Here is a 24,664-nt window from a genome sequence, read left to right on the forward strand (position 1 = left end):
TGCTCGACCGACGGAGTCCCAGACACCCCACCATGATCCAGACATCAATCGACCCAAGTCAAACCGACTCGCCGACCGGGCACCTGACCAGTCACCTTTCCGGAACCCGTGCGACCGGCCGGAGAACCGTGGTTCGTAAATCGCCTCCAGTAGGAGGCGGACCACTTCACCGACCAGTTTATCGGACCATGACGGCAGGCCGAGGGGACGTAGCTTCCCGTTCTTCTTCGGGATATAAGTACGGCGGGCCGGAGAGAACCGGTACCGCTCGCACCGCATCGCCTCGACGATCTGGTCGATCTTGCCCTCGGACATGCCGTCGGCGGTTTCCTCGTTGGCCCCGGGCGTCATCGCACCCTGGTTGGCGTAGACGTTCCCGTAGGCCAGCAGGTACAGATCCTTGTTGAACATCTGCCGGTAGAGCTGCGTGAACGGCAGGCCCTTCCTGCCACGCTCGCGGAGAACGTTAAGTACCACTTCGGCTTTCTGCATTTCGCATCCCTCATGGTTCCTTCTCGCTCGTCGCCTGTGCCCCTTCACCCTGTGGACCGTCATTAGCGGTCTCCAGATTGGCCGGACGTTACCCCGGCGATTACTGCGGGCACTCCGTCACCATAGGACTCGCGTCCCTTAGGCGATCCCATGTTCACAACTGCTGTACGTGTCTAGCGCGACTTAGGCGTCCCGTCCGTCTCCTTAAATGCCCTGACAGGGCATCGCTCCTACACCCCAGAGGATTGCAGCGGGCTAGTCGCCAACCCGCCGCAGGGGTCGGTACCGGTTTCAGGCATCTTTCCGGCAGGCGCCATATTCCACCTCCTGGAGACTAGGCTTCAGGCAATCAGGCTTTCGCCATATCGCGCGGATCCCCCGGCACGCCACCCCATACGCCTGGGCGTGAGCCACCGGTTTCCTGGCATGCTGTTTTCCCCGGTCACCCTTTCGAGGCCGGGTCAGCCATCAGATCCAGAGACAACTCCTCTCGTCTCTGCCCGCTGCGCGGGCGATACAGCAGTGCACCTCATGGCGCACCGACTACTACGAGACCTCCGTCGCCATAGGACTCGCGTCCCGTAGGCGATCCCGCGTTCGTCCCTGTTGTACGTGTCGAGCGGAACGTAGGCGGCCCACTCATCTCCTTGAATGCCCTCACTGGGCATCGCTCCGCGCTCCGGAGGTTGCGTCGGCTGAGCGGAACACCAACACAGGGCACGGCACCGGTTCAGACGTCTTTCCGGTGGGTGGCGGCTTGCACCGACTGGAGATTGGGCTTCAAGCAATCCAGCTTTCACCATATTCCGCGGGTCCCGCGGCACCCCGCACCCGTACGCCTGGGCACGGCCACCGCTTTCCTGGCATGCTCTGGTCCCCTTCACCTTTCGGATCCAGGTAAGCCATCAGACCCAGGAACCTCCCTCCGAGTTCCTCCCAGCTGCGCTGGGGATACAACAAGGCGCCTCGCGGCGCAGCGCTTCTGCCGCCGATCGTGCGCGGCGTCGGCACCGTGGTCGTCACAGTGAGCGACGCGCCCCGGCGACGCCGATGCTTCCTGTCTTGCCGCCGATCGAGCACTGAGACTCGCCGCCGACCGTCACGCTCTGTTGCTGCGTTTTGATCGCTGGTTCGCGGCCTGCGCACGCTAGTACTCCAGCCGCACTTCATAGAGTCGGAGTCTTCGCTGGTAGTGGCTGGTTCGGGCCCTGAACTGGTGGCGGCGGCGCCATCGTGACCATCGATCGATATGATCAACGGGTCGGATGATGGTGATCAGGTGTGCCAGGAGACGTCGGACCTCGCCGAGGGTGAGGGGGATGAGGCCGTCCCGATCCCTTGCAGGGCCCCCTTTTCAGCAGTTGCGGCGGTGACGGCGAGGAACGCGTGGGCCACCATAACCAGAGTTATGTGGCGGTACCAGGCGTCGTAGCGGCGGACCTGGTAGTGGTCGAGACCGGTTTCGTGCTTCGATGTCTGGAAGCATTCCTCGATCGCCCAGCGGGTCCCGGCGACCCGGATCAGTTCCTCGTCGCTGGTGCCGTCCGGGCCGTAGCACAGGTAGTACGCCAGTTCGTTCGGTTTGGCGATGTTGCGGCGGACCAGCAGCCAGCGGGTGCGGCCGTGCTCGGCGGTGCCGGTGTCGGGCAGCGTGGCAACCGCCCAGTCATAGACGCGCGGGCCTTTCACGCCGTCACCGCAGCTGCGTCGCTTCCAGGCGAGCGCCGGAGCGGCGGCGGCCAAGGCGTCAGCGCGGGCGCTGCCGCGCTCGGTCGGAATCTTCTGGTTGCTGGCCACGGCCAGGACATAGCTGATGCGCCGTTGCTGCAGCCACAGCCGGAACTTGCCATCCTTGCCGTAGGCCTCGTCGCCGGTCACCCACTTCGCTGGCAGGCCGCCGTCCACCGCGCGGGCGAGCATCTGCAGACCGAGCGCGGGTTTGGTCGCGAAGCGCACCGCGTCACCGATCCCCGCCTCCCGCCGCCGTGCCAGGTCATCGCACCAGGTCCGGGGCAGATACAGCTCCCGGTCCAGCAACACCCGCCCACGCGGACTCGAGTAGGCCAGAAACACCCCGAGCTGGCAGTTCTCGACCCGACCCGCGGTGCCGGAGTACTGCCGCTGCACGCCGGCGGACTTGACACCCTTCTTCAAGAATCCGGTCTCATCCACGATGAGCACCCCATCGGGATCACCGACATGCTCAGCAGCGAAGTCATACAGGTCGTCCCGCAACGCATCCGCATCCCACTGAGCCCGGTTGAGCAGGCGCTGCATCCTGTCCGGCGTCCGGTCACCCGCCGCCTCAGCCAGAGTCCAGCCGTTCTTGTCCGCCAACGGCGACAGCAGGCCCAACAGATAGCTGCGAGCCTGCCGACGTGGCTCCACCCGCCCGAACCTGGGCGCCACCCTCGCCATCAGATCATCGAACGCCGACAGCCAGCCTGGAACTGCATCGATCGACACAACGCGACAGTCTACATAGGATGATCCACACTGCAGACATGCCCACATCCGGCAACGAAACAGCCTCCCACCAGCAAGGATGTCAGATACGAAAGTGCGGCTGGAGTACTAGTGCCGATTACAGCGCACCTGATCTGGGTTGTGCGGAGTTCTGGGGCACCCACCGGCTTCGCACCGACGTCGGCACAGTTCAAGCCGTAGTAGCGGGACAGCTGCTGCTTCGCGCGGGCGGCGGGCCGATGCGCTAGGCATCCTCCGATGCCCGGTCCCAACGATGCCCTCGCCGCCGTCCTCGAGCGCGGCCGGGCCGTCGATGAGGCCGACGCCCTCCTCGCCGCACTCGTCGACGGTGGCGTCTACGTGCCGTTCGACGAGCAGGGTTCGGTCATGTTCATTGGCGTCGACGACACCGTCCGGTGCTGCCCGGCTACACCAGCGAGGACTCCTGCGAGCGGTGGCTGCCCGACGCTGCCGGGTCGATGCTCTGCGACGCGCTGCGGCTGCTCGACATCTCCCAGCACACGGGCGTCGGAACCCTCGTCGTGTTCGCCGTTCAGGAGTGGGCGAAGGTCCCGCTGCCGCTCGTGGCCGCGACGCTGCGCGGGCGGGGGATGCGCACCCAGGGGGAGCAGACGCTGCGTCTGACGCGGTCGACGCACCCGGTCGCCGTGGCGCTGCGAGGCGCGTTCGCGGCACGGGTCCTGGTGCACCCGCAGGTACGGACCGTGTGGATCTCGCACGCGCGGTGGGTCGCGTCGGGCAACGAACACCTGATGGTCCACATGGCAGTCGACGAAGGGGCGCGGTCCGCCGCGCAAGCTCTGCTGGAAGCGGTGCTGGCCAACGATGTTCCGCTGGGTCCCGAGTCGCCGCACGTCGCGCTGCAAATGCTCGAGCCACACGAGGCAGATCAGGCGGCCGAGTTGGACGGCCTGGCGTTGGACACCGTCCGCGCCGATCACGCCGCCGGCCGGGTGCACATTGTGTCCCGCGAGTTCGACTGAGCGCTACGGCAGCACGTCGGTCGCGCCCGCAAGAACCTCGACCGCCACCCCAAACTCCATCCTCTGCGCCTACAGGCCTCCGGAACCTGACCACGACTCGCGACTCTGCCGAATTGCGTGCACGTGATTTTGGCGGAGTGGGCCATGCTCGTCAGGGTCGGACAGCGAGGTGAGCGGATTGGAGGCGTAGCGGTCGGGTCGCTTGACCCGTGGCGCACCCCACCTCGATCACCGCCGACCGGGCGTCCAGGCCGGTGATCGCGGCGAGGTCGGCGAGTAATGTGTTGGGGCAGCCGGGCGGGACCGGTCGTAGAGGTCCGGCACTTCGTTGAACACCCGGCCGAGGTTCTGCACCATGATGACCACCATCGTGTACCGGCGAAGGGATGCAGCAGATGGCGGGGTGGTCGGCGATGGCCGGTCAGCACCGGTTCGTGGTGCTCAGCGAGGCCGTCGCGGCCGGGCTGGCGCAGGCGCTGTCCGCGGCCGGGTTCGCGATCGTCGCCGGTCGGCCGCAGCAGCAGCGGTGGCTCGTCGAGGCGGTCGACGCCGGCCCGTACGCGATGGATGCGGCCGGGTTCGCCAGCATCGCCGCGGCCGGGCGGCTGGCCCGGCGGCTGGCCCGGCAGCATGAGGGCTGGTGGGCGGGCAGCGGGCCGTGCGACGCTGGCCGGCTCGACGCCGTGCCGGCGCACCCGATCTTGCTGCGCCGCATCGGGGCCCGGCCGGGCACCGGACAGTTGCCGGTGGTCCCGCCGCGCTCGAAACGGTTGTCGATGCGCTGCCCCGCACCGGCCGGGACGACGGTCGACCTCCACGACCTCGACGACGTGCCGTGGACGGAGCTGGAGCACGCGTACGGACCGGCGGGCGACGTGCCGGGCCTGATCCGCAGGTTTGCCTCGGTGCCGGACGACTGGCCGGGCATTCTCCGGGAGTTGATCGGCGACGAGTTGTTCCACCAGGGGACTTGCTATTCGGCGTCCGCGCCGGCGATGCGGTTTCTTGCCCGGCTGATCATGAGCGACACCGTCGCGGTCGGCCGCCGCCACGAGCTGTGGCTGGACCTGCTGTGGGCGGCGTCGCGTTGGGAGAGCAGCCTCGTCGGCTCTGCCGAGCGGGCCGTGGCCACTGGACGGCAACCTGTGCCGCAGCCGTGGACGGCGCAGGTGCGGTCGGCCGTGGGTGCCGAGCTGCCGCGGCTGCTGACCCGGTGGCCGCGGGAGCCCGAGGCGGCCCGGCTGGTGATGGCGGCGCTGGCGGCGCTGTTCCCGGAGACGGCCGGACCGGTCACGGCGGAGGTGGCGGCCATGGCCGACCGGCACCAGGGCACGCAGGAGGGTGTGCTGCTCGCGCTCGCCCGCGCGATGATCGCCCGGGACGACGTCGCCACGCTGGAGACCGCGGCCGTTGCCGCTGAGTGGAGCACCGAGCCGCAGATGCCGGACACGCCGGGCGTCACCACCGCGGTCACCGCAGGCGACATACTCGCCGGTGCGGCTATGCGGACCCTGGTACCGGCCGATGCGTGAGCGTGACGGCGGGGGGAGCGTATATGGACGGTGACGACCGGCTCGCTGACACCCAGGTGCGCCGGTCCAGCTTGGCTTCGACGCCGATGCCGATCATCCGCTGCGGGCCCGACGCCGGAAGAAGCGATAGTCCATGATCGTCAATGTAGAGCGTCGGGGTGCGCGCTCATGCCGCGATGAGATGGTTCAAGCATCGACGGCGTTGTCTTCGGCTTGGCCGGTGAGGCTGGCCAGGGCGATGCCGCCGTCATGGTCCCACAGCAGCAGGTCGTTGGCGGTGGCAATGGTTGCGCCGGCCCATCCGTACGGGGACGAGGCGTCGGTGGCGGGCATGCGAGCCGCGATGATCGGTCGCCCGTCGGACTGCTCGACCCTGAGGACGTGGCCTTCCCCGGTGACGACAAGCAGGCATCCATCGCCCAGGTCGACGGTGTGCTGGACGCCGTCGTCGTCGCCGACGAGGGCAGCGGCGTCGATGCTTCGGACGACGTTTCCGCTGGGCAGATCGTGCCAGGCGATCTCCTCACCGTAGGCACCGGGCACGCTCATTGCCATCTCTCGCTTGGCGGCCATGCCGGACACGGCCCGATTTCTAAGGGCCTTGATCTCGGTGGTGGCCAGCGCTGCGTCGTCGCTGACCCACCAGGACCACTGCCCGTCCTGGCCGGCGCCGATGCTCCGAGGTAAGCGGACCGGTGCGGATGGGCCCACACGGCCGAATGGATGTCGTTGATCACCGGCAGCGTGGCCGTCGCGGTGGTGGCCCAGCCGGCGGCGCCATCGATTCGGCGGATCTCGGCGGTACCCCGGACTTCCCCGGCGCAGATTGCCAACAGGTAGTTGCCGCCGGTGGAGAACGTGACCGCGCTGCTGGAGTCGTCGGGCCAGCCTCGCAGTGCCACGGTGGTGACCTGATCGCCGCTGTCGTCGTAGACGGTGAGGGTGTCAGTGCCGGGAACGGCGAGAAGCTTCCCGTCAGGGCTGGCCGTCGCCATGCCGTTGCGCCGGATCTCGACGCTCTTCTCGACCGTGAGCGCAGGACCAACCAGAACCAGATGTTCGGCACTGATCACGTACCAGCCGCCACCGTGACGGCGGAACACCTCCTCGACGCGGGAACGAAGTGTCGCGGTCCTGATCGCCTTCATCACCCGATGTTAAGACCCTGGCTTCCGTTGGCCGACCATCATCGATCTTCGAGCAGGTGGTCGGAGTATCCGCTTCTGCCGCCGTCACCGCGCGGAGGTACCCCTGCGGTCCGTCACCGAACGTAGCAACGTGTTGGTGGTGTGGGCGGCCGGACAGCCGATGAGCGAGCACGTGATCTTGGCGGGGGTAGATAGCCAGCCTCGGCGCTGCGCTGGTCGGCTGCCAGGCGGTTGCCGGTCTCGGTGGAGTAGGCAAGCCGGAACTGGCGCACCGCTGGTGGCAGCGGTGCACGAGTCCCCGCTGCCGTGACGACAGCTTCGTTGGTGGATGGGCCAGGGCCGCGACGGACAATGAGGGCAGCAGCTCAATCAGACCTCGGTTCCGGTGCCGACGACTTGCGGATGAAGATGCAGGTTTCGGTCATGTCGCACCAAACGTGGACAGCACAGCAAAGTCACCGGCTCAACGTGTCATTGCGACCAACGCGTGGCACTCCGCCGACGGGGAGCAGCTGAGGTGATGAGGGTCACGGTTCCGCACGAGTGCCACAGATTGTGCGAACACGGCACGGCACGCAACTATGCGATGCCGGGCGCCGGCGGGGGCCACACCATCTCATGAACGGTTCGAGATTGACGGTGATTCTCAGGGCCTGCAGGCGTAGGCAGATCGTTGTCGTTCTTGCCGTGACGGCGATAACGCTGCTCGCAATAGCTGTCGGGGCGCGGCTCGTTCGGGCGAAGGACGCACGGGCCTACCCCGGACATGACGGGTCGTCCCTGTCAGCGAGTCTGCACTGGGCCCATCTGCAACTGCCTGTATGCGCCGAGAAGTCGGTCCGGTACGCGAGGGTTCCCAACATGTTCGGAGTCAAGATGTGGTTGCGGTTGTCCACGAGCCGCGACTGCATCGACCAGTTCCTCCAGCTGAATGCCTTCAACAGGCCGCGGACCGAGATGAGAAGTGCGTTCGTCGTGTACGCCCCGAAGGGCTTCGGTTGGCCGGACGCCGACACGGCGACGTACACCGTTATCGGCTCCGACTTCGACACCACGACGCCGCTGCTGGTGGAGCTTGCCGGAGACTTCGAGAAGGAAGTGCCGGACCTGTTCGTCGAGGTTGGCAACGTGTGACCGTGCTTCATAGTCCTGCACTCCAGCCGCAGGACAGTCGGCTCCGATATGCAGCGGCTGCTGGAGACCCTGGCCGTCCGGCCGCCAGCGATGAGCCCGCCGACCTCAGGGGCCTTGACGTACCGCAGTTCGGCACGCTACTGGTGACGGCCTAGCGGGTGGACCCACAGCCGCCGGAGTTCACCGCGCCGACCGCGGTCATCGTCGCACTGACCCATCCTTCTCCACCGGCATCCGCATCTGCCGCCGTTGTTGCACGACGGTCGGCAGGTCCTCGTCACCGCGGGTGAATGTCCTCGGCAAGGCTGCGGCGTCCCTGCCGACGACCTACGAGCACGGAACAACGCATCAGGAGAGCGAGACGTCGAACCCGTCCATCTCGTCCCACAGCACTGCGTCGAGATCAACCACGAATGTTGTGGCGCACGCCATCAGCAACGCGGGGTCGGCGGCGCCTGATGCGACGACCGTTGCGATCGACGTCGTGGCCGACAACCCGGCCGGAGCATCGGGCATGTCGGCCGTGGCCGTGGCAACTCTCGCTTCATCGACATCAATGAATACATACAGCGTAGCCCCGGTGGAAGCATCGATGTCGAACTCACGAATGCCGGCCTGCGGCGGGTACTGCCGGAAGCTCGCGCCCGGATAGCGCGCCAGCACGCCACCTTGCACCATCGCCGCGACCGCGACCGCGACCGCGACCGCGGACGCCGCGTCCGGCTGCTGGCAGTAGAACCTCATCTCATATGCCACTTCATCGCCCTCCCGTGGCGGCCGAGGTCAGCACCCGCAGCGCCTCCCCGTCGAGGATCTCGCCGGCCCGCACGAGCCCGGTGCTGACCAGGGAGCTTCGGCCCAGATTCTGCCGCAGCTCGATCCCGACAGCGCAACGCGCTTTCATGTCCGGCGATGCGGCCTATGGCCGAAGGCGAACGGAACGGTGCGGTCGTGGCAGCATACGACCGCAACCGATCTTGGCTTCCGCATCTGCCGCGGCGAGCGCACTGGTGTTCATCGTTGCGGGTGACGCACGGTGATGTATGGCTGCCATCACCGTTCCAGCCGCCAGCGGCGGATCCCCCAACGAGCTCGTACTTCGTGCGGCGACCGCCGCGTACCTCGGCCGCTACCGCGGTCAGACCCGACTGCACAGCGAGTCGGACCTACGGGTCTTCCTGCGCTGGTGCGCCGACCATGACCTCGATCCACTCGCAGCGGTCCGGGTGGATATCGAGCGGTACCTGCGCTGGCTGCAGGACGTACGCCACTACCAGCCGTCCAGGCGCCGTTGCGTTGTGGGATCGGTGGACGCGTTGAACCCGTGTCGGGTCCGCGGTCAGATCGCCCGGGCGAGTTCGGCGAACGCACCGGCGACCCGCAGAGCGGGCGGGGCGTCAACGGCGAGTTCGTAGTGTCCGCGTCGAAGGTTCTGCATGAAGGCGTGGCCGGCGATGATCACCTGCGCTGTCGTGTCCGTTCGTAGTCCGCGCATCGGTCTCAACCGGTGCTTCAGCCGACTGTGATCAGCCTCGATCGGATTGTTGGCGTACCGCTCGACGTGGTGCCACGCGGACGGGATCAGCTCGTCGAGGACGGCGGGGTAGACCGCGGCGGCGTCGGTGACCACCTCGCTGGGTGTCACCTTCAACGTCGACAGCGCTCGTCGGAAGAACCGCCGGGCCGCGTCGGCGTCACGGCGGGCCGAGACCAGCACGTCGATGACCTGGCCGTGCTGGTCGACCGCTCGGCACACGTATCGCCAGACTCCGTTGACTTTGACGTACGTCCCGTCGACGTGCCACCTGTCGCCTGGTGCGTGCCGGCAGAACCGGGCGGCGTCGGCGAGCAGTGGCGTGAACCGCTGTACCCACCGGAAGACAGTGACGTGGTCGACCTCGACACCGCGTTCAACCAGCAACTCCTCAACGTCGCGGTAGGACAGGTTGAACCGCAGATACCAGCGCACCGCGACGACGATCACCTCGGCTGGGAACCGGAACCCGGCGAACGCCGACTTCGGAGGCAGCCACAGGTCAGGTCGGGTCGAAGACTTCACCGCTCAAGTCTGCCTCGATCTTGCCAACGCTCAATGCAACGGCGCCCCGTGGACAACATGGAGAGCACCGCGTCGTGGATCGGCATACCCGGACTGTGCCCGCCTCTTGCATTGTCACAATGTATTGCGACAGAGTAGTGCCGTGATCTCCTTCATCTGGGCTTCACTGCGAGGGCGCGCGGCGAGGTCGGTGGCACTCCTGCTGGGCGTGCTCACCGCGACCACCGGATTCACCGTGCTCACCGGCGCCACCGACACCGCGCGGCTGGAGGTCACCGGCAAGGTCGACGGCAGCGCCAAAACCGCCTACGAGATCCTGGTCCGACCCAAGGGCACCCGGACGGCGCTGGAGAACGAACGCGCCCTCATCCGGCCCAACTCGCTGTCCGGCATCTACGGCGGACTCACGTTCGACGACGTCGATAAGGTCGCCGCGGTGCCCGGAGTAGACGTCGCGGCGCCGATCGCGATGGCCGGCTACGCCAACGCGGGGATCACCGTCGACGTCGACATCACCGACCTGGTCGACAAGAGCCTCGACCGGCAGGTGATCCGCCTCGACCGCACGTTTCTCGCCGACCGAGGGCTTTCCACCGTGACCGCCCGCCCGCTGTACGTCTACGTCACCAGGCACGAGATCTCCTGGCCCGTGCTTGAGAACCGCGGGACGACGGTCCGGTTCACCGGCGGCGAGGTACTTCCCGTCGATCAGCTGTGCGGCGGCTTCGCGGTGCTGGAGGACGGCGCGCCGCTCTGCGCCTGGCTGGCCCGGGCGACCATGTCCGACCTGATGACCGACCGCGACTACACCGACATGCAGGTCCTGCAACTGACCCGGGACGGCCGGTTCGAGCAGCACCCTCCGTCGCCGGCCTCCGACCGAGCGGTCGCCCGCCTCACCTGGCACGTGCCGCTCCTCGTCGCCGGCGTCGACCCCATCGCCGAGGAGCGGCTCGTCGGGCTGCGCCAGGCACTCACCGGCGGCCGGTATCTCGACAGCACCGACCGGACGCGGTCCGACAGCATCAACAGGATCCTGCCGGTCATCGCGGCCGACCGGGCGTACCCGGACAACAGCGCGATCGTCACGATGACCCGGACGGCGCTCGACCGACCGCCGCCGGGGACGTCGGCCCAGGACGCGCTCGCGATGCTCGACGGCCTGCACGGCCAGCAGTTGGCCACCCGCAGCTTCACCGCCGAGCAGGCATTCGCGGACACGCTCGCCAAGCCTGGCTACCAGCCGGACCTCATCCAGTTCATGCAGGTCGGTGGCGTGCGGTACCGCACCGCTGCAGACGGCACGCTGATCGCCGAGACCATCGACGCCGACCCGGATGCGTGGCGGACGCCGGAGGTGCGCGGACTCGCCGTGCCGTGGCAGATCGACGACACCGCGTTCCGGGAGATCGGCCAGGTCAACTGGAACAACACCTCGACCGTCTTCCACAGCACCGAGGTCGTGGGAACGTTCGACCCGCGCAAGCTCGCCACGTTCGACCCGCTCAGTCGCGTGTCGATGGAGACCTACCAGGCGCCCGAGGCGGTCGGCGCCGACCAGCGCACCCGCGACCTGCTCGGCGACCAGGCACTGCGACCCAACGGCAGCCCGGCCGGCTACCTCTCCTCTCCGCCGATGCTGCTCACCACGCTGGAGGCGCTGACCGAGACCCTGCGGGAAACCGACGCACCCAACAAGGACGCTCCGATCAGCGCGGTTCGCGTGCGGGTCGCCGGGGTGCAGGGCTTCACGCCGACCTCCCGCGAGCGGGTCCGGATCGTCGCAGAGCAGATTGCCGCAGCGACCGGGCTCGATGTAGACATCGCCTACGGGTCGTCGCCGGCGCCGCAGACGGTGACGCTGGCCGCAGGCAGGTACCAACGACCCGAACTGCGGGTCACCGAGCTCTGGACGCACAAGGGCGTCGCCGCGGCCATCGTCAGCGCCGTCGACCGCAAAAGCGTCGTGTTGTTCGCACTGGTACTGGTCGTGTGCGCGCTGTTTCTGACCAACGCGGTCGCCGCCGGGGTCCGCGACCGGCGCGCCGAACTGTCCACGCTCACCGCACTTGGCTGGCCGGCCCGCCAGGTCTTCGCCGCAGTGCTCGGCGAGGTCGCCGCAATCGGCCTGGTCGCCGGGGCAGGCACCGTGTTGCTGGCCGCGCCACTCGGGCTGCTGCTCGACATCCGCGTGACGTGGTCGCAGGCGCTGCTCGCCGTGCCGATCGCGCTCGCGCTTGCGCTGCTCGCCGGCGCCGTGCCGGCGGCGAACGCGGCACGGATGCGGCCGGCCCGCGGGCTGCGTCCCGCCGTGGCACTGCTCCGCCGGACCGGAAGTCCACGCGGTCCGCTCATGCTCGGGCTGGCAAACCTGCTCAGAGTGCCGGGGCGAACGCTGCTCGGGGCATCGGCACTGGCGGTCGGTACCACCGCGGCCACGCTGCTGGGCGCGGTCACGTTCGCCTTCCACGGCGCGATCGTCGGAACGCTGCTCGGCGACGCGGTGTCGCTGCAGGTCCGGACGGTCGACACGGTCGCCGTGGTGGCGACGGTACTGCTGGGCGCGTTCGCCGTCGCCGACGTCCTGTACCTCAACATCCGCGACCGCGCCGCCGAGCTGGCGACACTGCGCGCGCTCGGCTGGACCGCCGCAGCGCTGGCGCGCCTGATCGCCGCCGAAGGCTTCGGCATCGGCGTGCTCGGCGGCGCGTTCGGCGCCGGCCTAGGTCTCGTCGGGGCCGCCTGGCTGGTCGGCGACATCACCACCGGCCTCGTCGTCACCGCGGTCGCCGCCATCGTGGCCGGCGCGCTGTCGGCCACCGCCGCCGCGCTCGTGCCTGCCCTGCTCGTCCGGCGCATCCCGACCGCCCGACTGCTCGCCGAGGAGTGACCGATGCCGACAGGTGCCGCACTGACCATCTCCGGACTCACGAAGCGGTTCCACGCCGGCGCCCAGGAGATCGTCGCGGCCGACGACCTCACCGTGGACATCGCCGGCGGGAGCTGCACCGCGATCACCGGGCCGAGCGGGTCCGGCAAATCGACACTGCTGCACCTCATCGGCGCCATCGAGGCACCGGACAACGGCACGATCGTGGTCGACGGGGTCGAGGTGACGGCGCTGCGGCGCAAGCAGCTGAGCGAGTATCGCTGGGCGGTCGGATTCCTTTTCCAGCGGTACCATCTACTGCCCGCCCTGACGGCCCGGACAACGTCATCGCGCCGGTCCTGCCCTTCCGGGTCGGCTTCGACAAGCGCGCACGCGCACGGGACCTACTTGACGCGGTCGGCCTCGCCAGGCGGGAGCGAGCGCTGCCGGCTCAGCTGTCCGGCGGCCAGCAGCAGCGGGTGGCGATCGCACGCGCGCTCATCGGCGAGCCGAGACTACTGCTCGCAGACGAGCCGACCGGCAACCTCGACTCCGCCAACGGCACGCAGATCCTCGACCTGCTGCTCGACCTGCGCGAAGCACGCGGGATGACAGGCGACCCACGAGCATCACATCGCGGCCCGCTGCGACCGACTGCTCCGCCTCGCCGACGGGCGGATCACCGAAGACATAGACCTGACGGCCGGCGAGCCTCCGGAGTCGACACTGGCCCGAACCACCCAACTGCGGCTTTAGCCGGGCCTGCCCTTTGACAGGCAGCTGCTGGCTGGGCGGCGTGTGTGGTCTCAGCTTGATCTTTAAGTGCGCCACGAGCGTGTTCGGCGGCGAGGACGTCGATCTCGTCGGCGGCGGTGGCGGTCGGGGTAGAGCACCGCGAGGGCGGCCAGGGCGGACCGTGCGGCTACCGGCTACTGCGGTCAGCAGGCGAGCAGCGCGGGTGCGGTGTCGACGGCGGTGACGCGCCTGGGGCCCTGATCAGCGGGCGCCGGGGGCGCGTGTCGAGACTGTCTGCCGCCGGGTCCTGCATGCTGCGATGGTTGATCAGCTGTTCGCCGATCATTCGGCGAGGGAGGCGGCGCTGATCCGCTCGCCTGGTGTCTGGGGCCCGGCGTCGATCACGCCGGGCCCGTTGATTCGGTGGTGCGTCATGGTTCCAGTGACTGGAACGGCGCTGATCCGGGTTTCCGCCCATGCGAGCGGTCTGGTCCTGCCTGCCTGGCCCGCGGGCCGGGCGGGTCAGACGGTGCGCGGCGCTTTCGCGAGGTTCGCCTCGAGTTCGGCCTTGTCCTGGCGGATGACGTAGGCCGGCCGGTCGCGTTCGACCCGCCACGACTCGCTCAGCGGACTGACGTCGACGGCGTCGAACCCGATCTTGTCGTAGAGGTCGACGACGAACGCGACGGCCTCCGGATAGTCCGACGACACGGCCAGCGCGCGCCGGCCGGGCGTGCCCGCCGGTGAGCCGTCGGCGTTGATGCCGGCTGCGGTGATGTGGTTGAACGCCTTGACCACCTTCGCTCCGGTCAGGTGGGCCTGCAGGAGCCCGGAGGTGGTGGCCTCACCGCGGTCGAGTTCGGGGAACCGGCCGTCGCGCTCCCAGTAGTAGTTGTTGGTGTCGAGCACGATCTTGCCGGCGAGCGGCTCGATCGGAACCTCGCGGTACCGGCCGAACGGGATCGTGACGACGACCACGTCACGCGCCGCACCCGCCTCGGCCGCGCTCGCCGCCCGCGCGGCCGGCCCCAGGTCCTCGACAAGGGCGGACAGGGTCTCGGGTCCGCGGGAGTTCGCGATCACGACGTCATGGCCGAGCGCGATCACCGCCCGGGCGACCGCGCTGCCGATGTGTCCCGCCCCGATGATGCCGAATGTAGTCACGCTGCGCAGAACCCGCCCCACGCAAGGGCTATTCCCTTGCTCGGCACGGTGTCCGATGCGACATACCGGGCCACGGGCCGCGGAAGCCTCCGCGCCGTCCCGCGCGCCGCCGATCACTGGTCGTCGCCGCGCAGGCCGGATGCACTGCGTGGAAGACCAGGCCCTCGGCCTGATCGAGCCCACCCCAGGCGACCCGCGCTCCGACCACTTCGTCCATGAGCTCGTACGCGAGTCGATCGTCACGGCAATACCGCCGCTACGCGCGCCACGGCTGCACCTGCGCATCGCGGAGGCACTCGCACACTGCGGCCTAGACAGCGAGCCGGTTGTCGAGCGTTTTGCTCCGACCCGGCCCTGACGTCCGCGATCAGGCAAGCGTGAGCGCCAGCGCCGTGCCCGTCCGCTCGCAGGCCCCCGGGTCGCCTCGCCTTTGCCGAAAACCCCATCCGCCCTGGTGGAGCGGAGGTACTGGATGTCGACAGCGGTCGCTTGAGTCAGCCTCTGTACGGCTGCCGATCGCCGCGACATGATGATCGATCGTGCTGCTGCGACTGGCCTACCTGACCGTGACGACAATCCGGACCCTCGGCACCACCGGAACGACGAATCGCCCGGACCGGACGAGGAACGCCTACGGCTGGGTCCCAGGACGCGATGCGATCGCGGCAGGAATCCCGAGCACCAGTGGAACCCCCGAAGCGGCGATCAGGATGAGCGGGACGGACTGCCACCACGGCAGGGCGCGGGCATCCAGACGCGGTTGCAGCCAGCGCGACACCGCTGCCGATACGTCTGCCGGGGCGTCACGCATCGTCGTCCGGTTGACGGATGTGTTCCATGTCGCGGGTCCATAGCGTGCGCCGTACGTCGTTTGCTGGAGAGTCCGTATGCGTCAGCGCCGTGAGACCCTGCCGCCAACACTGACCGTAGCGGGGCGGGCCGGGCCACAGGCCGACATCGACAGAGTTGGATCAGACCAGGCGCCTGGGCCGATGCCCCGACGGTTACGGGCTGATCAGCGTGAGCGTCAGCGTGCTTGTGTAGATACCCGTGAGTGCGGTGTCCGGAATCCATAGCGCCATCGCTGCCGACACGTTCTGGGTGCCGAGGCCGCTGCCGGCGGGTGTGCTGGCGAGCGTGGCTCCCGGTTCGGCGAGTCCGCTGCTGGTGGGCACCTGCATGCGCGGCGCGATCGCAGGTCCGGCGACGGGCGTGCCCTCGGCGTCGCTCGTGGCGGCCACGAGCGCCGGTGTCCAGTCGAGGTGGACGCTGGAGACGGTGGTTGCGCCGGCGACGAAGTCGGTTGCCTGGCCGGTGAGTGTCCAGCCGGGCTGGCCGGGTCGGGTGTCGGAGACGCTGATGCCGGTGAGATCGCCGGTGAAGACCCAGGCGTGGCGGTGTCCGGTCGGGTCGGTGGCCTGCGCGGGGTGGCCACTGGGCGCAGCGGGATCGACCTGCCGCAGGTGTACCTCGGTGCCGCCCGCCACCTGCAGTGCCACGCTGCCCTGGTAGGGGGTCGGTCTGGTTGTCGCTGTCCGCCGGCACGCCGGCTGTCCTCGGGCCGCCTGCGTCGCAGGACGAGGCGTTGGTCAGGTCGACACCCGGATCGGCGGCCCGCAGGTTGCGGATCTGTTCGAATCCGGCCTGGACGAGGTTCGCCGGCAGCGGCGCGTAACCGAGCGCTCCGAGGCCGGTCTGGCCGGCGCAGAGACCGTACGCGAGGAAATCGGCGAGCGTCTGGCGCTTGGCGGTGGTCATCCGAGCGTCCTGGCTGTCTGTGCCGGTCGGCAGGATAACGTACGAGTACGACGACAGCGGGTATGCGTTGCGCTCCGGCGCGATGTAGACGTTGGTCAGGTTGGCCACGAGGTAGGTCGGCGAGGCCCGGTTGTTGTCGACTATCGCGTGGGTCAGCGCGGTCGTGACGTTGTCGGCTGTCGGCGCGACGAAGGAGCCGGCCGCGTTCTGCAGATTCGCGACGGGGTAGTTCGCCGCCAGGGCGTAGGAGTATTCGTTGTAGCCGATCGCGCCGTTGGCCGAGGCAGCGGTGGCGGCGTTCATGACGCCGTCGGAGCCGTTCCGGGCGATCATCCGGCCCCCAACCGGGGCGAAGTACGAGGTCGCCGTCGGCGTGCGGCCGGTGTAGGCGCCCCAGTCCGCCGGGAACTGTTTAGCCAGGTATGCCGTGACCTGCCAGGTCGCGCCGGAACCCTCCGCGTGCACGACCGGGATGATGTCCGGCGACGGCAGCTTCCGCCCGCCATTGTCGGCGGTGATGGCCGGATCGTTCCAGTTGGTGATCTGGTTTGTGAAGATCTTGGCGAGCGTCTGCCCGGAGTGTCACCTACGGACCCGTCGGGGTTCCAAAGCCCGTCACCGTGGTTGACATGGGCAGATGCAGCGTTCGGCCATGCCGTCGGGCATCATCATGACGCATGCCGCTGCGTCTGATCTACCTCGTGTTCTGCGGTATCGCCGGCTGGCTTGCGCTCCTCGCCCGCACCGGCGCGGCCAAAGATGTGGAGATCTTGGTCCTTCGCCACGAAAAAACGCGGTCCTGCGACGGCAGAACCCGAAGCCGCGGCTCGACTCGGCCGACCGGGCAGTGCTCGCCGCCCTAATCAGGCTCCTATCGCGAGCGAGCGCGCATCGGCTCGTCACCCCGACCACAATCATGCGGTGGCATCAGCGGCTGGTCGCCCGCCACTGGACATATCTCCACCGACAGGGACGCCCACCGATCGACCCGGTCCTCGCCGCCCTGGTCGAGCAGACGGCCCGAGACAACCCAGGCTGGGGCTGCCAACGCATCCAAGGAGAACTGCTCGGCCTCGGCCACCGCGTGGGTGCCTCCGCCATCCGCCGGATCCTCAAACGACTGATCAGTTCACAGGTGCCCCGCATGAACGCGATCATCGAACGCTGGGTGCGGACCTGCCGCCGCGAACTGCTGGACTGCACGTTGATCTGGAACCAGCGGCATCTGTGCATGCGCTGCGGGAGCATAAGCGGTTCTACAACCTACACCGACCGCATCAGGGGATCGCGAATGTCCGGCCGCTGAAGCCGCTGCCCGAACCGATCACCGACCCGGACCAACTCGTCGGGCTGAACATCCACCGGCGTGACCACCTCGGTGGCGTCCTTTACCAATACGAGCACGCCGCCTGAGCTGCCCGGATGGCATTCTTGGCAGGTACAACGCCCCGGTCGACATGACGTTCGCAAACTGGATCAAAGGGTGCTGGAGGCGCCATCGACCGTGGCAGACCTGGAGTACCACCTCAGCACGCTGTCGCCGCCCGTGCGGCCGCACGGCTACCTGGACGTGCGCTACCTGGACGTGCAGCCGGGTCTTTCGATTACGGACGTCAGTCGAGCCGCGCCCTCGGCGGGGGCGGGTAGCGCGGTGCATACTTGGATCGCCACAAAGGGGAGGTCGACATGAAAGAAGGCCGCCTTGATTCGTTTCCAGTAGGCCGCGCGATGTGGCGCTCGGTCAGCCGCGCAGGTAGGTGAGCACGGCCGAGACCCGGCGGTCCGAATGCGGGTCGAGCGGCAGCTTGGCGAAGATGTTGCCGATGTGCTTGCGAACCGCCGCCTCGCTCACGAACAGCTTGCCGGCGATCGCGTGGTTGGTGTGGCCTTCGGCCATGAGCGCGAGCACCTCGCGCTCGCGTTCGGTGAGGCCCGCGAGTGGACCGTCGGCGTGCCGGAGACTGACGAGTTGGCGGACAACCTCGGCGTCGACGACCGTGCCGCCCGCCGCGACGCGGTCGACGCTGTCGAGGAAGTCGCGGACGTGACCGACCCGGTCCTTGAGCAGGTAGCCGATGCCGCCGCCGGGGGTCGAGTCGAGCAGCTCCCCGACGTAGGCGTCGGCGACGTAGGCCGACAGCAACATGATCGCGATGCCGGGATGCGCGGCCCGGATCGTCGCCGCCGCGCGCAGTCCCTCGTCGGTGTGGGTGGGTGGCATGCGGATGTCGGTGACGACGAGGTCGGGGCGGCAGTTGCCCGCGTACGTGAGCAGGGCCTGCGCATCGGCGACGGCCGCGACGACCTCGTGCCCGGCGCGTTCCAGGATCCGCACCAGCCCTTCCCGGAGCAGGGCCGCGTCCTCGGCGACTACGATCCGCAGCGCCTGCTGGTGCGGTGTCAGCGGATCGGGCACGTCATCCTCACCTGGGTCGGGCCGCCGGCGGGGCTGGTGATGTGCAGGTCGCCGTCGAGGGCGTCGAGGCGGGCGCGCAGTCCGGCGAGGCCGGTGCCGGCCTGCGGGTCGGCGCCGCCGACGCCGTCGTCGACGACCGAGACGATCAGTGCGTCGTCGTCGGTCCACGCGTGGACCTGTGCCGATCGGGCCCGGGCGTGGCGGGCGATGTTGGTGAGGTTTTCGCTGACGAAGAAGTAGGCCGCTGCCTCGACGGCGGGCGGCAGCCTGCCGTTCAGGGCGAGATCGAGGTGGACCGGTACGGGTGACCGGCCGGCGATCTCGTGGACGGCCGCGGCGAGGCCGTGGTCGGTCAGCACCTGGGGGTGGATGCCCCGGATCGTGGTGCGCAGGTCGGCGAGGGCCTGCTCGGCCTGGTGGTGTGCCTCGCGGACGAGGTCGAGGCCGGGGCCGTCGGGCAGGTCCAGCTCGGCGCTGCCCAGTGTCATGGTCAGCGCGACGAGACGCTGCTGGACGCCGTCGTGCAGATCGCGCTCGATGCGGCGGCGTTCGGTCTCGAATGCGTCGACCAGCCCGCTTCTGGAGCGGCGCAGCTGCTGGACCGCCTCGGCCAGCCGTGCCTCGGGCGGGTCCAGCAGGTGCCGCACCAACGCCGCCTGGCCACAGGCCACTGCGGTGACCGCGTATGCCAGCAGGACCAGCGTGCCGAGGCCGGCGGCCACCGCGGCCCACGCCTCCCCGGTATTGTCGATCCGCCACCCGGCGACCTCGACACCGTCGTAACGGACCAGCACCGGAGCGAGGATCAGCACGGCCGGAGCCGACAGCATCACCACCACCGCGGCGTCCACGAGCCAGAACACCGTCGCCAGCAGGATCGTGACGCCCGCCTCGGGCCACGATGCGCGGCCCCGTTCCCGATCGGGCAGCACATGTCGCCGGTCCGCCGGCCGCCCGGGGAAGACCAGCCGGAGCCGGCGACGCTCACCCGCGGCGGCGAGGCGGACGAGCGTCGCAACGCCGGCGAGCACGAACAGTCCCGCCACGACCACGATCGTGGCCACGCCCACACTGAGGACCACCAGCAGGAGGATCAGCCAGCCGAGGCCGACGGGCACGGTGCTGCCCACGTACGCCAGAGAGCGCCACGGCCACGCCGACGCCAGGAACCGTGCGGGGCGCCCGCGCACAGCAGTCCAGGCGTCGCTCATGGGCCAATCGTACGGATCACCTCGGCCGCGGGGGGTAGCGTGCGCGCTACCCCCGAAGTCGCGTCCAAGCCCGTGTGGCAGCACGCGTCCGCGGGTGCACTGAGGGCATGCATCATCCATCCTCGGCGGCCGTCACGCTCGACGGTCTGACCCGCACCTACCGCTCGCGCGCCGGCTCGGTGCACGCGCTGCGCGGCGTGACCCACGTGTTCCAGCGCGGCACGTTCACCGCGATCATGGGACCGTCCGGCTCCGGCAAGTCGACGCTGCTCCAACTCGCCGCCGGCCTCGACCGGCCGACCGGCGGGCGGGTAACCGTCGGCGACACCCGGCTGGACCAGCTGAACGAGACCGAGCTGACCCGCTTCCGGCGTACGTCGATGGCGTTCGTCTTCCAGTCCTACAACCTGCTCGACGCCCTCACCGCGTTCGACAACGTCGCGCTGCCCGCCCGCCTGGCCGGACGCCGGGTCGACCCGGCCACCGTGCGGAGCGCCCTGACCCACGTCGGCCTGGCCGAGCACGCCCGGCGCCGGCCGTCGGAGCTGTCCGGCGGCCAGCAGCAGCGGGTCGCGATCGCCCGAGCGCTGCACGGCCGGCCCGACGTGCTGTTCGCCGACGAACCCACCGGCGCGCTGGATCGCGGTACCGGACGCGATGTGCTCGAACTGCTGCGGTCGCTGGCCGACGGCGGCCAGAGCGTCGTCATGGTGACCCACGATCCGCTGGCCGCCTCGTACGCGGACGGTGTGCTGTTCCTCGCCGACGGGCAGGTCGTCGGTCACCTCGCGCGCGCTGACGCCGGTCAGATCGCCGCGACGATGAACGACCTGGAGCGATGATGCGCGCCCCGACGATGCTGACCCTGGCCAGGCAGACCGTGCACAGCTCATGGCGCGGCTACCTGGGCGCCTTCGTCGCGTTGCTGTTCGGCGTCGTCCTGATCGCCGTCACCGTGACGCTCATCGGCAGCGTCGACGCCACCGGCAGCCGGCCCGGCGTCACCGCCGATCAGCGGGCACAACTCGACGACCTGGCCGCGATGTTCGGGATGATGTCGGCGATCTCGGCGTTCATGGCCCTCTTCGTGGTCGGCAGCACGTTCGGCTTCGTCGTGGCCGGCCGCCGGCGTGAGCTCGGCCTGCTGCGCCTGGTCGGCGCGACGCCACGGCAGGTGCGCCGGCTGCTGCTGGGCGAGTCCCTCGTCGTCGCGGCCGCGGCCACCACCGTGGGTGGCCTGCTCGGCACGGCGCTGGCCTCGGCTGTGCTGTGGCTGGTGCGGGCCATCGGGATCACCACGCTCGACCTGCAGCCCCCGAGCCCATGGATCGCCTGGGCGGTCGCCGCGCCCACCGGCGCGGTGGTCGCGTTCCTCGGGGTCTGGCGATCCTCGCGGCGGGCCGCCCGGATCACGCCCGGCGCCGCCCTGCGGGAGGCCGCGGTCGAGCGAACCCGGCCCAGCATCGTCCAGTTCGCCGTCGCGACGCTGTGCTTCGGCGGCCTGGTGGCCACCGTCATCGTCGCCGCCGGCCTGCCTCCGCTGTTCGCGCTGATCGCCTCCATCCTGCTGCCGGAGGTGGTCATGATCGGCCTGATGAGCATCGGCCCCGCCGTCATCCCGCGGCTCGCCGCCCTGCTGGCCCGCCCGTTCATCAGCCGGGACGTGACGGCCCGGATGGCCCGCGACGAGGTGCGCGCCGCCACCCGCGCCACCGCCGCCGTCGCCGCCCCGGTCATGGCCATCTCCGCCATCGCCGGGTCGCTGCTGCTGGCCCTCAGCTTCACCGCCGACTGGACGACCGCGCAGGATCGGGCCCGGCTGCACGCGCCGCTCGTCGTCGAGGCGGGCAGCCCGGCTGCGGCTGCGTCGGTCGCATCCGACACGGCCGTCGCGATCGCCGACGCACGCCGGCAGGTCATGCTCCAACGCGACGACAACGGCCGCCCCGGCGAGCGCGACCAGGTCGAGATCATCGACCCCGCCACCGCCGTCGCCGCCCGCAGCCTGACCGCCACTCGCGGCACCCTCGACGACTTCCACGGACGCAGCGTCGCGGTCACCACCACGTGGGTCACCGACGCCGGCATCGGCCTGGGCGGCACCCTCGTGGTCTGGATCGACGGCGACCGGATCCCGCTGCGCGTCGTCGCCGTCATCCCCGACGCACCCGACCTGTACGGCGACCTTGTCATCCCCTTCGACCTGCTGCCACCCGCCACCGGCCGCGCGACCGGGACCGTCTTCGTCGTCCCGCGCACCGACGCCGCCGCGGCGCGAGACTCCCTCCGGCAAACGCTCGCCGGTACCAACAGCCGCATCCTCGACTCCGGCGACTGGATCGACGCCACCACGGCGCAGACCCGCCGGGCCAACAACCTCGGCCTCACCATCCTGCTCGGACCGGCCGGCGTCTACGCCGCCATCGCGATCGTCAACGCGACCCTCATCAGCGCCTCCCACCGGCGCCGGCAACGCAACCTGATCCAGTTCCTGGGCGCGACCCCCGACCAGGTCCGGCGAGCCGCCGTCTGGCAGGCCGCCCTGGTCTGCGGCACCGGCCTGCTGCTGGGCGGCGTCACCACCGTACTGCTGGGCTGGCTCGTCCGCCGCGCCATCACGGCCGACCTGGCCGGGTTCGCGGTGCCCATCACCATCCCATGGCTCCCGCTGCTCGGCATCGGCTTCACCTGCCTGCTGCTCACCGTGGCGGCAGCAGCGGCCGGCATCCGCACGCGAAAGCCTCCACACCGTGCTGAGCGCGCGGCCTGACCGACGGGAGCCGACCACCATGATCGATGCCCGAGCGACGAGCGTCGGGGACCGAGCGAGGAAGCGGGGTCTGGCGGCATTTCTGCTGATTTCGTTCGGTGTTGCCTGGGGCTGGGAAGCGGTGGCCCGCCTGCTGCTCGGCTGGTCGCTGGTGAACCCGCTGGTGCAGGTGCCGGTCGCGTTCGCGCCGGCGGCCGCGGCGCTGGTGGTCCGGCGCTGGGTCACCCGCGAAGGTTTCGCGGACGCCGGCTCCCGCCTGCGGTTGCGCGCCGCCTGGCGGTACTACCTGCTGGCATGGCTGGGCCCACTTGGCGTCGCCGTCGCGGTGGTCACCGTCGCCGCGGCATCCGGGCGATGGGAGCCGTCCGTCCGTCCGATGGCGGACCTGCTTCCCGGCGTGCCGGTCTGGGCAGTGCCGCTGCTGCTCTGCGCGGTAGCGCCGATCGTCACCCTCGCCCTCTGGGGCGAGGAGTTCGGCTGGACCGGCTATCTGCTCCTGCGCATCTGCCCCGGCCGCCCTCGCCGTGCCGCGTTGTCAGCGGGCCTGATCGCGGCGGTCTGGCACTATCCGCTCGCGCTGCTCGGCTACGCCGAGTTCCGGCATCTGGCCCTGGGCCTGGTCGGCTGGACGGCGTGGATCATGTGCCAGGAGATCATCCTGGCCTGGCTGCGGGCCCGCAGCCGCAGCATCTGGCCGGCCTGCCTGGCGCACGCCGGCAACAACTTCGTGCTGGCCCCGCTGACCACCGCGCTCCTGCTCGGCCACGGCGGCTTCGGGCACGAGGGCATTCAGCTGCTGGTGGTCCTGGTTCTGGCCGCTGTCGCAGCCGGGCCGCTCGTGCGAGCCGGTCGGCAAGAATCCCGGGAGTGAGCGCCTTGGATCTGGACATCGCCGGGTTCGGGGCAGTAAGTGTTCAGTAGACTCAAGGGCTGCGAGCTCGGCGAGGCGGCGCTGCGTGCATGGTTCCGGTTTGTCCTCGAAGGCGACACCAGCGCGGACCAGATCGATCCCTTCAAGGTCGCAATGTACGGCTTCAGGACCTGTACCGTGCCAAAACTGTGTTCATGCTTGTGAGCTGGGGATTTGCGAGTGGATCATGCGGCTCGGCGGTATTCGTTGATCGTGCCGCCGAGAACCCGTCGCCGGTGGATCGGCTTGTCGATCGCGATGACCGCGCCGGGGTCGTAGTCGGGTGGATGCTGATCCAGGCTCTGGTGCGGCCGGTGCCGGTCGAAGTGGTCCTCATGGTCGTGGAGCACGGTGCGGGTGTTCGGCTGGTTGCCGCAGGCCACGCGGAGCGAGTCCGCGCTGGTCGCCGAGTTGCTGGTGCTACGCCACGAGGTTGCCGTGCTGCGACGCCAGATCGGCCGGCCGCGTCTGTCGTGGCCGGAGCGAGCGGTGTTGTCCGCGCTGGTCCGGGCGCTGCCGCGGGAACTGTGGCAGCATCGGATCGTCACCCCGGCCACCCTGCTGGCCTGGCACCGCCGGCTGGTCCGCCGGCACTGGACCTACCCGAACCGACCCGGACGACCACCGATCAGCGACGACGTCCGCGACCTGATCCTGCGCCTCGCCAGGGAGAACCCCGGCTGGGGACATCGACGCATCCAAGGCGAACTCGTCGGCCTCGGCCACCGCGTCGGCGCCGGCACCATCCGCCGCATCCTCGCCCGATCGAGGACCGGCCCTGCCCCGCGTGAGATCGATACGAGTTGGCGGACGTTTCTGCGCGCGCAGGCGTCCGGGCTGCTGGCCGCCGACTTCTTCCACATCGACACCATCACGCTGCGACGCCTGTACGTCCTATTCGTCGTGCGCCGTGAGGCGCTTGTTGATCGTGTGGAGGTGAGAGACCTGCACCGCTGTCCTGTCGTAGCAGGGTGGTGAAGCTGAGGGCAGCCCGAG

20 protein-coding genes and 4 pseudogenes are annotated in these 24,664 nt (G+C 69.4%); 11 read left to right on the top strand and 13 right to left on the bottom strand.

Annotation, left to right across the window (positions count from 1 at the left end; genetic code table 11):
• Together AB0H83_RS48650 and AB0H83_RS48655 are read right to left on the bottom strand one after the other, a co-directional pair.
• Nucleotides 1-492: pseudogene (locus AB0H83_RS48650) on the bottom strand (group II intron reverse transcriptase/maturase); the annotation flags it as partial.
• A gap of 1,275 nt (nucleotides 493-1,767) precedes the next feature.
• Entirely contained in the window at nucleotides 1,768-2,910 is a 1,143-nt protein-coding gene (locus AB0H83_RS48655) for an IS701 family transposase (protein WP_360109779.1), read from the bottom strand.
• 464 nt (nucleotides 2,911-3,374) lie between these two features.
• Between AB0H83_RS48655 and AB0H83_RS48660 the strand changes: the two genes are divergently transcribed.
• Both AB0H83_RS48660 and AB0H83_RS48665 read left to right on the top strand, forming a co-directional pair.
• Nucleotides 3,375-3,962 (top strand): hypothetical protein, encoded by a 588-nt coding sequence (locus AB0H83_RS48660; protein ID WP_360109729.1) that lies wholly within the window; start codon nucleotides 3,375-3,377, stop codon nucleotides 3,960-3,962.
• Nucleotides 3,963-4,357: 395 nt separating this feature from the next.
• Entirely contained in the window at nucleotides 4,358-5,494 is a 1,137-nt protein-coding gene (locus tag AB0H83_RS48665; RefSeq protein ID WP_360109732.1) for a hypothetical protein, read from the top strand.
• Between the two features lie 186 nt (nucleotides 5,495-5,680).
• Here the strand turns inward: AB0H83_RS48665 and AB0H83_RS48670 are convergent, their stop codons facing one another.
• On the bottom strand, nucleotides 5,681-6,076 hold the full coding sequence (locus tag AB0H83_RS48670) for a hypothetical protein (RefSeq protein WP_360109735.1): 396 nt from the start codon (nucleotides 6,074-6,076) through the stop codon (nucleotides 5,681-5,683).
• Nucleotides 6,040-6,642, bottom strand: coding sequence for a hypothetical protein (locus tag AB0H83_RS48675; protein WP_360109737.1), 603 nt, complete (start codon nucleotides 6,640-6,642; stop codon nucleotides 6,040-6,042). The genes AB0H83_RS48670 and AB0H83_RS48675 overlap by 37 nt, the downstream gene beginning before the upstream one ends.
• A gap of 633 nt (nucleotides 6,643-7,275) precedes the next feature.
• Here AB0H83_RS48675 and AB0H83_RS48680 point away from each other — a divergent pair.
• Nucleotides 7,276-7,776 (top strand): hypothetical protein, encoded by a 501-nt coding sequence (locus AB0H83_RS48680; RefSeq protein ID WP_360109740.1) that lies wholly within the window; start codon nucleotides 7,276-7,278, stop codon nucleotides 7,774-7,776.
• A gap of 348 nt (nucleotides 7,777-8,124) precedes the next feature.
• Here AB0H83_RS48680 and AB0H83_RS48685 read toward each other — a convergent pair whose 3' ends face one another.
• The 3 genes from AB0H83_RS48685 to AB0H83_RS48695 all read right to left on the bottom strand — a co-directional run bounded on the left by AB0H83_RS48685 (nucleotide 8,125) and on the right by AB0H83_RS48695 (nucleotide 9,805).
• Complete coding sequence (locus tag AB0H83_RS48685) at nucleotides 8,125-8,520, bottom strand: hypothetical protein (protein WP_360109743.1); 396 nt, start codon at nucleotides 8,518-8,520, stop codon at nucleotides 8,125-8,127.
• 13 nt (nucleotides 8,521-8,533) lie between these two features.
• Nucleotides 8,534-8,680 carry a hypothetical protein gene (locus tag AB0H83_RS48690; RefSeq protein WP_360109746.1) on the bottom strand — a complete coding sequence of 49 codons (147 nt, stop codon included), beginning with the start codon at nucleotides 8,678-8,680 and terminating at the stop codon, nucleotides 8,534-8,536.
• 435 nt (nucleotides 8,681-9,115) lie between these two features.
• The gene (locus AB0H83_RS48695; protein ID WP_360109782.1) at nucleotides 9,116-9,805 is read right to left on the bottom strand and encodes an IS6 family transposase; all 690 of its coding nucleotides are present in this window, start codon (nucleotides 9,803-9,805) and stop codon (nucleotides 9,116-9,118) included.
• A gap of 220 nt (nucleotides 9,806-10,025) precedes the next feature.
• Here AB0H83_RS48695 and AB0H83_RS48700 point away from each other — a divergent pair, with 220 nt between their 5' ends.
• Together AB0H83_RS48700 and AB0H83_RS48705 are read left to right on the top strand one after the other, a co-directional pair.
• A complete protein-coding gene (locus AB0H83_RS48700) occupies nucleotides 10,026-12,725 on the top strand; it encodes an FtsX-like permease family protein (protein WP_360109749.1) in 2,700 nt (899 codons plus the stop codon).
• A gap of 3 nt (nucleotides 12,726-12,728) precedes the next feature.
• Nucleotides 12,729-13,477 (top strand): annotated as a pseudogene (locus AB0H83_RS48705) (ABC transporter ATP-binding protein).
• Between the two features lie 484 nt (nucleotides 13,478-13,961).
• Here the strand turns inward: AB0H83_RS48705 and AB0H83_RS48710 are convergent.
• The 3 genes and pseudogenes from AB0H83_RS48710 to AB0H83_RS48720 all read right to left on the bottom strand — a co-directional run.
• Nucleotides 13,962-14,603 (bottom strand): NAD(P)-binding domain-containing protein, encoded by a 642-nt coding sequence (locus tag AB0H83_RS48710; RefSeq protein WP_360109752.1) that lies wholly within the window; start codon nucleotides 14,601-14,603, stop codon nucleotides 13,962-13,964.
• A gap of 1,004 nt (nucleotides 14,604-15,607) precedes the next feature.
• Nucleotides 15,608-16,102, bottom strand: a complete 495-nt coding sequence (locus AB0H83_RS48715) for a hypothetical protein (protein ID WP_360109755.1) — start codon at nucleotides 16,100-16,102, stop codon at nucleotides 15,608-15,610.
• Nucleotides 16,103-16,379: 277 nt separating this feature from the next.
• Nucleotides 16,380-16,919, bottom strand: a pseudogene (locus tag AB0H83_RS48720) (substrate-binding domain-containing protein); the annotation flags it as partial.
• 358 nt (nucleotides 16,920-17,277) lie between these two features.
• On the opposite strand from AB0H83_RS48720, the gene AB0H83_RS48725 reads away from it, so the two are divergent.
• Both AB0H83_RS48725 and AB0H83_RS48730 read left to right on the top strand, forming a co-directional pair.
• Entirely contained in the window at nucleotides 17,278-17,667 is a 390-nt protein-coding gene (locus AB0H83_RS48725; protein ID WP_360109758.1) for a hypothetical protein, read from the top strand.
• Between the two features lie 133 nt (nucleotides 17,668-17,800).
• A pseudogene (locus AB0H83_RS48730) lies at nucleotides 17,801-17,958 on the top strand (glutamate-cysteine ligase family protein); the annotation flags it as partial.
• A 144-nt stretch (nucleotides 17,959-18,102) separates the two neighbouring features.
• On the opposite strand, the gene AB0H83_RS48735 reads toward AB0H83_RS48730, so the two are convergent.
• Nucleotides 18,103-18,744 (bottom strand): response regulator transcription factor, encoded by a 642-nt coding sequence (locus AB0H83_RS48735; protein WP_360109785.1) that lies wholly within the window; start codon nucleotides 18,742-18,744, stop codon nucleotides 18,103-18,105.
• A 17-nt stretch (nucleotides 18,745-18,761) separates the two neighbouring features.
• Complete coding sequence (locus AB0H83_RS48740) at nucleotides 18,762-19,988, bottom strand: sensor histidine kinase (RefSeq protein WP_360109761.1); 1,227 nt, start codon at nucleotides 19,986-19,988, stop codon at nucleotides 18,762-18,764.
• A gap of 107 nt (nucleotides 19,989-20,095) precedes the next feature.
• On the opposite strand from AB0H83_RS48740, the gene AB0H83_RS48745 reads away from it, so the two are divergent.
• The 3 genes from AB0H83_RS48745 to AB0H83_RS48755 all read left to right on the top strand — a co-directional run bounded on the left by AB0H83_RS48745 (nucleotide 20,096) and on the right by AB0H83_RS48755 (nucleotide 23,629).
• The gene (locus AB0H83_RS48745; protein ID WP_360109764.1) at nucleotides 20,096-20,830 is read left to right on the top strand and encodes an ABC transporter ATP-binding protein; all 735 of its coding nucleotides are present in this window, start codon (nucleotides 20,096-20,098) and stop codon (nucleotides 20,828-20,830) included.
• Nucleotides 20,830-22,758, top strand: coding sequence for an FtsX-like permease family protein (locus tag AB0H83_RS48750; RefSeq protein ID WP_360109767.1), 1,929 nt, complete (start codon nucleotides 20,830-20,832; stop codon nucleotides 22,756-22,758). The genes AB0H83_RS48745 and AB0H83_RS48750 overlap by 1 nt, the downstream gene beginning before the upstream one ends.
• Nucleotides 22,759-22,879: 121 nt before the next feature.
• Nucleotides 22,880-23,629: a CPBP family intramembrane glutamic endopeptidase gene (locus tag AB0H83_RS48755; protein ID WP_360109770.1), complete on the top strand. Its 750-nt coding sequence runs from the start codon at nucleotides 22,880-22,882 to the stop codon at nucleotides 23,627-23,629.
• Between the two features lie 224 nt (nucleotides 23,630-23,853).
• Here the strand turns inward: AB0H83_RS48755 and AB0H83_RS48760 are convergent, their stop codons facing one another.
• The gene (locus tag AB0H83_RS48760; protein ID WP_360109773.1) at nucleotides 23,854-24,018 is read right to left on the bottom strand and encodes a transposase; all 165 of its coding nucleotides are present in this window, start codon (nucleotides 24,016-24,018) and stop codon (nucleotides 23,854-23,856) included.
• A 7-nt stretch (nucleotides 24,019-24,025) separates the two neighbouring features.
• Here AB0H83_RS48760 and AB0H83_RS48765 point away from each other — a divergent pair, with 7 nt between their 5' ends.
• Nucleotides 24,026-24,646 carry a helix-turn-helix domain-containing protein gene (locus AB0H83_RS48765; RefSeq protein ID WP_360109776.1) on the top strand — a complete coding sequence of 207 codons (621 nt, stop codon included), beginning with the start codon at nucleotides 24,026-24,028 and terminating at the stop codon, nucleotides 24,644-24,646.
• Nucleotides 24,647-24,664: the final 18 nt, after the last annotated feature.

The sequence above is a fragment of the Dactylosporangium sp. NPDC050688 genome, from assembly GCF_040654515.1.
Lineage (GTDB): Bacteria > Actinomycetota > Actinomycetes > Mycobacteriales > Micromonosporaceae > Dactylosporangium.

Bases quoted from the DNA above. Each gene is read 5' to 3' on its own strand.
- AB0H83_RS48690 (WP_360109746.1), bottom strand. From the start codon at position 8,680: ATGAAAGCGCGTTGCGCTGTCGGGATCGAGCTGCGGCAGAATCTGGGC.
- AB0H83_RS48655 (WP_360109779.1), bottom strand. From the start codon at position 2,910: ATGGCGAGGGTGGCGCCCAGGTTCGGGCGGGTGGAGCCACGTCGGCAG.
- AB0H83_RS48750 (WP_360109767.1), top strand. From the start codon at position 20,830: ATGCGCGCCCCGACGATGCTGACCCTGGCCAGGCAGACCGTGCACAGC.
- AB0H83_RS48725 (WP_360109758.1), top strand. From the start codon at position 17,278: ATGCGGTGGCATCAGCGGCTGGTCGCCCGCCACTGGACATATCTCCAC.
- AB0H83_RS48665 (WP_360109732.1), top strand. From the start codon at position 4,358: ATGGCGGGGTGGTCGGCGATGGCCGGTCAGCACCGGTTCGTGGTGCTC.
- AB0H83_RS48675 (WP_360109737.1), bottom strand. From the start codon at position 6,642: ATGAAGGCGATCAGGACCGCGACACTTCGTTCCCGCGTCGAGGAGGTG.
- AB0H83_RS48685 (WP_360109743.1), bottom strand. From the start codon at position 8,520: ATGAGGTTCTACTGCCAGCAGCCGGACGCGGCGTCCGCGGTCGCGGTC.
- AB0H83_RS48740 (WP_360109761.1), bottom strand. From the start codon at position 19,988: ATGAGCGACGCCTGGACTGCTGTGCGCGGGCGCCCCGCACGGTTCCTG.
- AB0H83_RS48745 (WP_360109764.1), top strand. From the start codon at position 20,096: ATGCATCATCCATCCTCGGCGGCCGTCACGCTCGACGGTCTGACCCGC.